Raw genomic sequence first — 10717 nt, 5'->3', positions numbered from 1 at the left:
AAAGATGCAAAAAAAAAATAAGAGGGGCAAAAAGCCTCTCTATTTTTTGAATTTAAAAAAATTTGTCGCAACGGAGAGTTGCAACTCATTGATTGAAAAGGGGATGAATTAATGGCTAAGAAATATCAAAAGCAAATTGCTATTTTAGCAACAGGAGTTATTTCTATCGCATCTAATAATGTTATTGCTTCTAATATAGGTGATAGCCTAACATATGGCTACGCAAATACGTTACCCAATAACACTGCTGTTTGGGGAAAATATGGTACTGATACCTCGACCTCATTGGTAGAAGCAATGAAGCTGGCCGCCATTAACGCATCGGTTACTGGTGATTCGAAGTTTACAAATGCTAAAAAACATCTCGATGCGACCTATGCAGAATACATCGCTGCGGCTAGACCTGATAATCATACCGAGAAGACGTCGACTTTGGAGCTGCAAATAGCAAAAGCAATGCTGGGCTTAGATCCTAATATGACTTTACCAGCCATAATTAGAGCGGATGTTGAACCTAAAATTTATATCTATAAAAATGCGTCTAAAGCTACCACAAAAGCAAAGGCTACTCAAATCGAAGTGGCCACGGCTACAACTATAGAAAATCCTCGAGAAGGCTTCAGTGATGATGCAACATATTTTATTGCCCCAGCTATTCTTAATACCGCGCCGTCGCCAGCAAAAACTTGGACTGTATTTCCAACTGGCACCGGGTTACCTACTTCTATTCCTAAAAAATACATACTGCAAACTGTTGCGAATGAAAAGCTGAATGAGTTAAATGCCGCATACAAACAATATGATGGAATGGATTTCCAAAATGGTTCGGCGACAGCAGCAGCAGCCAATATAGCTGCAGCTAAAATTACTGCAGCTAAAATTACTGCAGCTATAGAAGATGCTGCTCAATGCGAAACCAAGGAATCTTACGCCAAGGTTGTTGCAACAATCAGGACATACGTTGATAAAATCATTCCATCAGTTGCGGAAATTATTACGAGTTCGAAAGATGGAGCGGACGTTCCAGCTACATTACTATGGACATCCGATGCTCATAAGCGCAAGATTGTTGCGGTTGCCGATGATGCCGCCAGTTTCTTGGACGAGCACGTTGCCGATCCGAATGTGAGCAACTCGCTCAGTGAAGCGCTTGAGATATTGGCATACACCCAGGTTGAGTATCAAAAATTTTATGGGCACAACATCAAAGGTGAGAAGCTCGAGATCACTCCTTATGTTCAAGCGGGTACTGAAGGTATCGAATTGGCGAATTTGCGCGCTGCCATTCAAGTTGCGATCGAATCTATTAACAACCTTTCGTATCTACCGGGTGCAACCCCGCCTGCGACGACATACACTGATCAGCATGGATTGAGCGGAGTAGCGTATCAAGTAGGTGCCGGAGATATTCATGTTTCAAATAAATCTGACGGCGTCGATGTACCGCTTAACACTCGCTGGATATATATCGATGCTGTGGAAAACTTTGCTAATGAGATTGCAGTTGCGCAAAAAAGTTTACAATCTAGCGATCAAAGCGATGCTKTACAAGCAGAAGCCGCATTAACTAAGGCAGTAGCGAATTTCGTTGCATCTGAACATGCAGAAAAAAATGTTCTCACTCCAGCGGCGCTTGCATATAACGAGGCACTTAGCAATCTCAATGCTGCAATCACTCAGGCGTATACTACTATCGGGCTCGCAACCGGTGAGTCTGGCCCGTTAGCTTTGCCGCAGCTGGTTAAACTTAGTATTTTGGGCGACGGTAGTGATATCGACTCAGGTACCAAGTGGCTCAATACAAATCAGTTCAATTCTTTCAAAGCTGCCATTGACAATGCGCAGAAGATTCTCACGACTGCAACAACCGCTCAGCTAAATAGATCATTCAAAACTCTCAAGCGTGCAGCGGCCAATTTGGTTTCCAATACGAAACGAAATGGAGATGGCAAGTCGGCGAAGATGTTAGCTCAGGTTGAAATTTTAGAGGAGACCATTAGTGTGGCACACAAAATATTATTTGGTGCTGATGGTCGAACTCCGGTTTTTGCGTCGGCAACGGGCAGAGATGTTCCAAACGATTCACTCTGGATGGCACCATCTCGAATTGCAGAGCTAAACCATCAGATCGATCTTGCAAAGGCGACACTTGCTAACATTAGTACGACCACACTAAAAACTATCTATAGCAACATTCGGTCGCTCCGGACTTCTATTGCGTCTGCAAACAAATTATTAAAACTAGGAACATTGGATGCAAATTCTGGAGCTGCATACGCGGCAAAATCTAGGGTGCGTCTAATTCAGCTTATCGATCAAGCTGCACAATACACAAGATATGCAACTAGCGATGATCAGGGAGTTGACGTTGATGATGGCATTATTTGGATTACTGAAGAGGATATAGATCATTTCGTCACTCACGAGGGAGACGAAAAATCAATGTCGCCAAAGGATTTCATCGAGGCAGAACATAAGGTGGCAGCAGCCGCGCTAAAAGCCAACGTATATATAAATGCCAGAGCGGCAACAAACCTAGCGACCGCGGTGGCGCATATAGAGTCGGCGATCAAGCAGTTCGAACTCGTTCTTTCTAACAGGTCGCCAAATGATAGCGCGGACGCACCTGCGGGAGTATTATATAGTGGCGTAGGTGTAGCAGATTCACTCGCCAAAGTAGTTACGGGGCCAGAAAATAGTATAGCATACATCGAGGAAGATACCGGCGCGGTTGCCGAAGTAGACGACGATGCTATAGCCAAATATGATGATGGTGAATTTACGATTTAGCTATCGGGGCTTTATATGCCAAAGTTGCTAAAGATAGGATTACTAAAAGAGAAAAAATTTATATTGGATGTTTAGGATTGGATTTTATGGGCAATACTTAAAATAGAAAGCACGAATGAGTGCTTTCTAGAATGTTTTAATTGGACCATGAAAGTATTTTAAGACAAAGAGAGTTTTTGTTAAATTAAATTTTGTTACTCTCATTTGTCATGCATTTATAATAGGCGTACTTCATCTATATGAGATGAAAGTTACCTGTTTATATTTACTTACTCAGAATGATCATTAATATCTTCATGAAGAATATCTTCAGAAGGCTGATCATTCATGGGCTTAGTGTTAAGCTCTAGAGATACTTTTTTATTTTTAAAATCCATATAAAATTTAAATGGAGTTTTTGAAAGTATCAAAATAGCAGCAATAATAGCAAAAGGCTTACTCATAATTAATTAATTGTGTGTGGGCTTTTTTCAGTTGCGAAAGATAGGATTGTAAAGATAGGATTAGTAAAAGAGAAAAAAATTATATTGGATGTTTAGGATTGGATTTTATGGGCAATACTTAAAATAGAAAGCACGAATGAGTGCTTTCTAGAATGTTTTAATTGGACCATGAAAGTATTTTAAGACAAAGAGAGTTTTTGTTAAATTAAATTTTGTTACTCTCATTTGTCATGCATTTATAATAGGCGTACTTCATCTATATGAGATGAAAGTTACCTGTTTATATTTACTTACTCAGAATGATCATTAATATCTTCATGAAGAATATCTTCAGAAGGCTGATCATTCATGGGCTTAGTGTTAAGCTCTAGAGATACTTTTTTATTTTTAAAATCCATATAAAATTTAAATGGAGTTTTTGAAAGTATCAAAATAGCAGCAATAATAGCAAAAGGCTTACTCATAATTAATTAATTGTGTGTGGGCTTTTTTCAGTTGCGAAAGATAGGGCTAAAGATAGGATTAGTAAAAGAGAAAAAAATTATATTGGATGTTTAGGATTGGATTTTATAGGCAATACTTAAAATAGAAAGCACGAATGAGTGCTTTCTAGAATGTTTTAATTGGACCATGAAAGTATTTTAAGACAAAGAGAGTTTTTGTTTCAAATTAAAGATTTTTACTCTCATTTGTCATGCATTTATAATAGGTGACATCATCTATATGAGATGAAAGTTACCTGTTTATATTTACTTACTCAGAATGATCTTCAAAATCTTCACGAATAATATCGTTAGAAGGTTGATCATTCATGGGCTTAGTGTTAAGCTCTAGAGATACTTTTTTATTTTTAAAATCCATATAAAATTTAAATGGAGTTTTTGAAAGTATCAAAATAACAATAATAATTGCTAAAGCTATAGCTTGTACGTCGCTCATCATGGCCCCCCCTTTCTGTGGTAATCTTTCCACAGTCCGAAGTGGGGAACATACAACCACCGCACCCTTCTGTATGCGGTATATTTGAAAAGCATTGTTTATTGAGCGGCCCGCTTTTCTATGAATATACTCTATATCCGCCTCAATATTAGAGTAATTATATTATACAATTATTACACAAATAATACTACTGTGAAATTTAGGAAATATATGTGATATGATTGTGAATTACAAATGCGATGGGGAATGAGAATAATTGTAAAAAAGATTTCGACTGGATGTTTAGGATCGGATTTTATGGGCAATACTTAAAATTGATATTACTCAGAATGATTTTTAAGAAAAATATCTTGAGAAGGTTGATCATTCATGGGTTTAGTATTAAACTCTAGTGATACTTTTTTATTTTTAAAATCTATATAAAATTTAAATGGAGTTTTAGAAAGTATCAAAATAACAAAAGGCTTACGCATAATTAANTTGTGTGTGGGCTTTTTTCAGTTGCGAAAGATAGGGCTAAAGATAGGATTAGTAAAAGAGAAAAAAATTATATTGGATGTTTAGGATTGGATTTTATAGGCAATACTTAAAATAGAAAGCACGAATGAGTGCTTTCTAKAATGTTTTATTTGGACCATGAAAGTATTTTAAGACAAAGAGAGTATTTTGGTCAAATTAAAAATTTGTACTCTCATTTGTCTTTCGTTTATAATAGGCGTACTTCATCTATATGAGATGAAAGTTACCTGTTTATATTTACTTACTCAGAATGATCATTAATATCTTCATGAAGAATATCTTCAGAAGGCTGATCATTCATGGGCTTAGTGTTAAGCTCTAGAGATACTTTTTTATTTTTAAAATCCATATAAAATTTAAATGGAGTTTTWGAAAGTATCAAAATAGCAGCAATAATAGCAAAAGGCTTACKCATAATTAATTAATTGTGTGTGGGCTTTTTTCAGTTGCGAAAGATAGGATTGTAAAGATAGGATTAGTAAAAGAGAAAAAAATTATATTGGATGTTTAGGATTGGATTTTATGGGCAATACTTAAAATAGAAAGCACGAATGAGTGCTTTCTAGAATGTTTTATTTGGACCATGAAAGTATTTTAAGACAAAGAGAGTTTTTGTYAAATTAAAKWTTGTTACTCTCATTTGTCATGCATTTATAATAGGTGACATCATCTATATGAGATGAAAGTTACCTGTTTATATTTACTTACTCAGAATGATCTTCAAAATCTTCACGAATAATATCGTTAGAAGGTTGATCATTCATGGGCTTAGTGTTAAGCTCTAGAGATACTTTTTTATTTTTAAAATCCATATAAAATTTAAATGGAGTTTTWGAAAGTATCAAAATAACAAAAKRMTTRCTAAAGCTATAGCTTGTACGTCGCTCATCATGGCCCCCCCTTTCTGTGGTAATCTTTCCACAGTCCGAAGTGGGGAACATACAACCACCGCACCCTTCTGTATGCGGTATATTTGAAAAGCATTGTTTATTTAGCGGCCCGCTTTTCTATGAATATACTCTATATCCGCCTCAATATTAGAGTAATTATATTATACAATTATTACGCAAATAATACTACTGTGAAATTTAGGAAATATATGTGATATGATTGTGAATTACAAATGCGATGGGGAATGAGAATAATTGTAAAAAAGATTTCGACTGGATGTTTAGGATCGGATTTTATGGGCAATACTTAAAATTGATATTACTCAGAATGATTTTTAAGAAAAATATCTTCAGAAGGTTGATCATTCATGGGTTTAGTATTAAGCTCTAGTGATACTTTTTTATTTTTAAAATCTATATAAAATTTAAATGGAGTTTTAGAAAGTATCAAAATAACAAAAGGCTTACGCATAATTAATTGTGTGTGGGCTTTTTTCAGTTGCGAAAGATAGGGCTAAAGATAGGATTAGTAAAAGAGAAAAAAATTATATTGGATGTTTAGGATTGGATTTTATAGGCAATACTTAAAATTGATATTACTCAGAATGATTTTTAAGAAAAATATCTTCAGAAGGTTGATCATTCATGGGTTTAGTATTAAGCTCTAGTGATACTTTTTTATTTTTAAAATCCATATAAAATTTAAATGGAGTTTTAGAAAGTATCAAAATAACAAAAGGCTTACGCATAATTAATTGTGTGTGGGCTTTTTTCAGTTGCGAAAGATAGGGCTAAAGATAGGATTAGTAAAAGAGAAAAAAATTATATTGGATGTTTAGGATTGGATTTTATAGGCAATACTTAAAATAGAAAGCACGAATGAGTGCTTTCTAGAATGTTTTATTTGGACCATGAAAGTATTTTAAGATAAAGAGAGTATTTTGTTCAAATTAAATATTTTTACTCTCATTTGTCATGCATTTATAATAGGTGACATCATCTATATGAGATGAAAGTTACCTGTTTATATTTACTTACTCAGAATGATCATTAATATCTTCATGAAGAATATCTTCAGAAGGCTGATCATTCATGGGCTTAGTGTTAAGCTCTAGAGATACTTTTTTATTTTTAAAATCCATATAAAATTTAAATGGAGTTTTTGAAAGTATCAAAATAACAAAAGGCTTACGTATAATTAATTGTGTGTGGGCTTTTTTCAGTTGCGAAAGATAGGGCTAAAGATAGGATTAGTAAAAGAGAAAAAAATTATATTGGATGTTTAGGATTGGATTTTATAGGCAATACTTAAAATAGAAAGCACGAATGAGTGCTTTCTAGAATGTTTTAATTGGACCATGAAAGTATTGTAAGACAAAGAGAGTTTTTGTTAAATTAAATATTGTTACTCTCATTTGTCTTGAATTTATAATAGGTGACATCATCTATATGAGATGAAAGTTACCTGTTTATAGAGACTTACTCAGAATGATCATTAATATCTTCATGAAGAATATCTTCAGAAGGCTGATCATTCATGGGCTTAGTGTTAAGCTCTAGAGATACTTTTTTATTTTTAAAATCCATATAAAATTTAAATGGAGTTTTTGAAAGTATCAAAATAACAAAAGGCTTACGTATAATTAATTGTGTGTGGGCTTTTTTCAGTTTCGAAAGATAGGGCTAAAGATAGGATTAGTAAAAGAGAAAAAAATTATATTGGATGTTTAGGATTGGATTTTATAGGCAATACTTAAAATAGAAAGCACAGATGAGTGCTTTCTAGAATGTTTTAATTGGACCATGAAAGTATTTTAAGACAAAGAGAGTGTTTTGTTAAATTAAAAATTTGTACTCTCATTTGTCTTGAATTTATAATAGGCGTAGATCATCTATATGAGATGAAAGTTACCTGTTTATAGAGACTTACTCAGAATGATCATTAATATCTTCATGAAGAATATCTTCAGAAGGCTGATCATTCATGGGCTTAGTGTTAAGCTCTAGAGATACTTTTTTATTTTTAAAATCCATATAAAATTTAAATGGAGTTTTTGAAAGTATCAAAATAACAATAATAATTGCTAAAGCTATAGCTTGTACGTCGCTCATCATGGCCCCCCCTTTCTGTGGTAATCTTTCCACAGTCCGAAGTGGGGAACATACAACCACCGCACCCTTCTGTATGCGGTATATTTGAAAAGCATTGTTTATTGAGCGGCCCGCTTTTCTATGAATATACTCTATATCCGCCTCAATATTAGAGTAATTATATTATACAATTATTACACAAATAATACTATTGTGAAATTTAGGAAATATATGTGATGTGATTGTGAATTACAAATGCGATGGGGAATGAGAATAATTGTAAAAAAGATTTCGACTGGATGTTTAGGATTGGATTTTATGGGCAATACTTAAAATTGATATTACTCAGAATGATTTTTAAGAAAAATATCTTCAGAAGGCTGATCATTCATGGGTTTAGTATTAAGCTCTAGTGATACTTTTTTATTTTTAAAATCTATATAAAATTTAAATGGAGTTTTAGAAAGTATCAAAATAACAAAAGGCTTACGCATAATTAATTGTGTGTGGGCTTTTTTCAGTTGCGAAAGATAGGGCTAAAGATAGGATTAGTAAAAGAGAAAAAAATTATATTGGATGTTTAGGATTGGATTTTATAGGCAATACTTAAAATAGAAAGCACGAATGAGTGCTTTCTAGAATGTTTTATTTGGACCATGAAAGTATTTTAAGATAAAGAGAGTATTTTGTTCAAATTAAATATTTTTACTCTCATTTGTCATGCATTTATAATAGGTGACATCATCTATATGAGATGAAAGTTACCTGTTTATATTTACTTACTCAGAATGATCATTAATATCTTCATGAAGAATATCTTCAGAAGGCTGATCATTCATGGGCTTAGTGTTAAGCTCTAGAGATACTTTTTTATTTTTAAAATCTATATAAAATTTAAATGGAGTTTTAGAAAGTATCAAAATAACAAAAGGCTTACGCATAATTAATTGTGTGTGGGCTTTTTTCAGTTKCGAAAGATAGGGCTAAAGATAGGATTGTAGTAAAAGAGAAAAAAATTATATTGGATGTTTAGGATYGGATTTTATRGGCAATACTTAAAATTGATATTACTCAGAATGATTTTTAAGAAAAATATCTTCAGAAGGTTGATCATTCATGGGTTTAGTATTAAGCTCTAGTGATACTTTTTTATTTTTAAAATCCATATAAAATTTAAATGGAGTTTTAGAAAGCATCAAAACAACAAAAGGCTTACGCATAATTAATTGTGTGTGGGCTTTTTTCAGTTTCGAAAGATAGGGCTAAAGATAGGATTGTAGTAAAAGAGAAAAAAATTATATTGGATGTTTAGGATTGGATTTTATGGGCAATACTTAAAATTGATATTACTCAGAATGATTTTTAAGAAAAATATCTTCAGAAGGCTGATCATTCATGGGTTTAGTATTAAGCTCTAGTGATACTTTTTTATTTTTAAAATTCATATAAAATTTAAATGGAGTTTTAGAAAGTATCAAAATAACAAAAGGCTTACGCATAATTAATTGTGTGTGGGCTTTTTTCAGTTGCGAAAGATAGGGCTAAAGATAGGATTGTAGTAAAAGAGAAAAAAATTATATTGGATGTTTAGGATCGGATTTTATGGGCAATACTTAAAATTGATATTACTCAGAATGATTTTTAAGAAAAATATCTTCAGAAGGTTGATCATTCATGGGTTTAGTATTAAGCTCTAGTGATACTTTTTTATTTTTAAAATCCATATAAAATTTAAATGGAGTTTTAGAAAGCATCAAAACAACAAAAGGCTTACGCATAATTAATTGTGTGTGGGCTTTTTTCAGTTTCGAAAGATAGGGCTAAAGATAGGATTGTAGTAAAAGAGAAAAAAATTATATTGGATGTTTAGGATTGGATTTTATGGGCAATACTTAAAATTGATATTACTCAGAATGATTTTTAAGAAAAATATCTTCAGAAGGCTGATCATTCATGGGTTTAGTGTTAAGCTCTAGAGATACCTTTTTATTTTTAAAATCCATATAAAATTTAAATGGAGTTTTAGAAAGTATCAAAATAGCAGCAATAATAGCAAAAGGCTTACTCATAATTAACTAATTGTGTGTGGGCTTTTTTCAGTTACTAAAGATAGGATTGTAAAGATAGGATTAGTAAAAGAGAAAAAAATTATATTGGATGTTTAGGATTGGATTTTATAGGCAATACTTAAAATAGAAAGCACAGATGAGTGCTTTCTAGAATGTTTTAGTTGGACCATGAAAGTATATTAAGATAAAGAGAGTAGTTGTATCAAATTAAAAATTTGTACTCTCATTTGTCTTTCGTTTATAATAGGCGTACTTCATCTATATGAGATGAAAGTTACCTGTTTATAGTGAAGTTACTCAGAATGATCATTAGTATCTTCAAGAAGAATATCTTCAGAAGGCTGATCATTCATGGGCTTAGTGTTAAGCTCTAGAGATACCTTTTTATTTTTAAAATCCATATAAAATTTAAATGGAGTTTTAGAAAGTATCAAAATAACAATAATAATTGCTAAAGCTATAGCTTGTACGTCGCTCATCATGGCCCCCCCTTTCTGTGGTAATCTTTCCACAGTCCGAAGTGGGGAACATACAACCACCGCACCCTTCTGTATGCGGTATATTTGAAAAGCATTGTTTATTTAGCGGCCCGCTTTTCTATGAATATACTCTATATCCGCCTCAATATTAGAGTAATTATATTATACAATTATTACACAAATAATACTATTGTGAAATTTAGGAAATATATGTGATGTGATTGTGAATTACAAATGCGATGGGGAATGAGAATAATTGTAAAAAAGATTTCGACTGGATGTTTAGGATTGGATTTTATGGGCAATACTTAAAATTGATATTACTCAGAATGATTTTTAAGAAAAATATCTTCAGAAGGCTGATCATTCATGGGTTTAGTATTAAGCTCTAGTGATACTTTTTTATTTTTAAAATCTATATAAAATTTAAATGGAGTTTTAGAAAGTATCAAAATAACAAAAGGCTTACGCATAATTAATTGTGTGTGGGCTTTTTC

4 protein-coding genes are annotated in these 10717 nt (G+C 32.7%); 1 reads left to right on the top strand and 3 read right to left on the bottom strand.

Features of this window, described 5'->3' with window-relative positions; translation table 11 throughout:
- Window positions 1-111: 111 nt before the first annotated feature.
- Window positions 112-2790 carry a hypothetical protein gene (locus tag EPU_RS03095; RefSeq protein ID WP_010166672.1) on the top strand — a complete coding sequence of 893 codons (2679 nt, stop codon included), beginning with the start codon at window positions 112-114 and terminating at the stop codon, window positions 2788-2790.
- Window positions 2791-3986: 1196 nt separating this feature from the next.
- On the opposite strand, the gene EPU_RS03080 is transcribed toward EPU_RS03095, so the two are convergent.
- The 3 genes from EPU_RS03080 to EPU_RS03060 all read right to left on the bottom strand — a co-directional run bounded on the left by EPU_RS03080 (window position 3987) and on the right by EPU_RS03060 (window position 10220).
- A complete protein-coding gene (locus tag EPU_RS03080) occupies window positions 3987-4172 on the bottom strand; it encodes a hypothetical protein (RefSeq protein WP_010166667.1) in 186 nt (61 codons plus the stop codon).
- A gap of 3335 nt (window positions 4173-7507) precedes the next feature.
- Window positions 7508-7693, bottom strand: a complete 186-nt coding sequence (locus EPU_RS03065) for a hypothetical protein (protein ID WP_010166661.1) — start codon at window positions 7691-7693, stop codon at window positions 7508-7510.
- Window positions 7694-10034: 2341 nt separating this feature from the next.
- Window positions 10035-10220 (bottom strand): hypothetical protein, encoded by a 186-nt coding sequence (locus EPU_RS03060; protein WP_010166656.1) that lies wholly within the window; start codon window positions 10218-10220, stop codon window positions 10035-10037.
- Between the last annotated feature and the right edge of the window lie 497 nt (window positions 10221-10717).

This window comes from Candidatus Epulonipiscium viviparus (genome assembly GCF_000171335.1).
GTDB lineage: Bacteria > Bacillota > Clostridia > Lachnospirales > Cellulosilyticaceae > Epulonipiscioides > Epulonipiscioides viviparus.
This window is presented reverse-complemented; position numbering and strand designations above follow the sequence as displayed.

Bases quoted from the DNA above. Each gene is read 5' to 3' on its own strand.
- EPU_RS03080 (WP_010166667.1), bottom strand. From the start codon at position 4,172: ATGAGCGACGTACAAGCTATAGCTTTAGCAATTATTATTGTTATTTTG.
- EPU_RS03065 (WP_010166661.1), bottom strand. From the start codon at position 7,693: ATGAGCGACGTACAAGCTATAGCTTTAGCAATTATTATTGTTATTTTG.
- EPU_RS03060 (WP_010166656.1), bottom strand. From the start codon at position 10,220: ATGAGCGACGTACAAGCTATAGCTTTAGCAATTATTATTGTTATTTTG.